This window comes from Lysinibacillus sp. GbtcB16 (assembly GCF_019091145.1).
Classification (GTDB): Bacteria; Bacillota; Bacilli; order Bacillales_A; family Planococcaceae; genus Lysinibacillus; species Lysinibacillus fusiformis.
This window is the reverse complement of the sequence record NZ_JAGXJV010000149.1, coordinates 1-417: the sequence shown is the minus strand read 5'-3', so window position 1 is coordinate 417 and position 417 is coordinate 1. Positions and strand designations below refer to the sequence as shown.

The 417-nt window shown below is 29.5% G+C and carries 1 pseudogene; it reads left to right on the top strand.

The window, feature by feature from the left end:
* Positions 1-373 (top strand): annotated as a pseudogene (locus tag KVT27_RS23780) (right-handed parallel beta-helix repeat-containing protein); the annotation flags it as partial.
* Positions 374-417: the final 44 nt, after the last annotated feature.

Sequence of the window (417 nt, the reverse complement as noted above, 5' to 3'; positions counted from 1 at the left end):
GTGCTGTAATATAAGTGAGGCGAAATTTATGAAGGTGAAAACTTCAATAATAGGAGGAGATATGGCTGTAGGTAGTAATGATGTAAAGGATAAGAGAAAGGTAAATATAGATAATTGTATATTTCAAAATGTTGCCTTGAATTTTGATGGGAATGTGCTAAACACTCGAAGTACATTTTTAAACTCTATTATTAGGAAAGCAGACAATGAAAATACTTCGACCATCACACTTTCTTACCTTGAAAACACTTCAATTGCTTTGCATTGGTTAACTAAAGAAAAAACAATGGTAATAGCAAGGTGTATATTCAATAATGTTTCGACCGATATAACGAAAAGTACGATGTTGATAGATAATTTGGTATTAACATAAATCTATTTGCTTGAAATAATTTGTTTAACACAACATTATTTTTT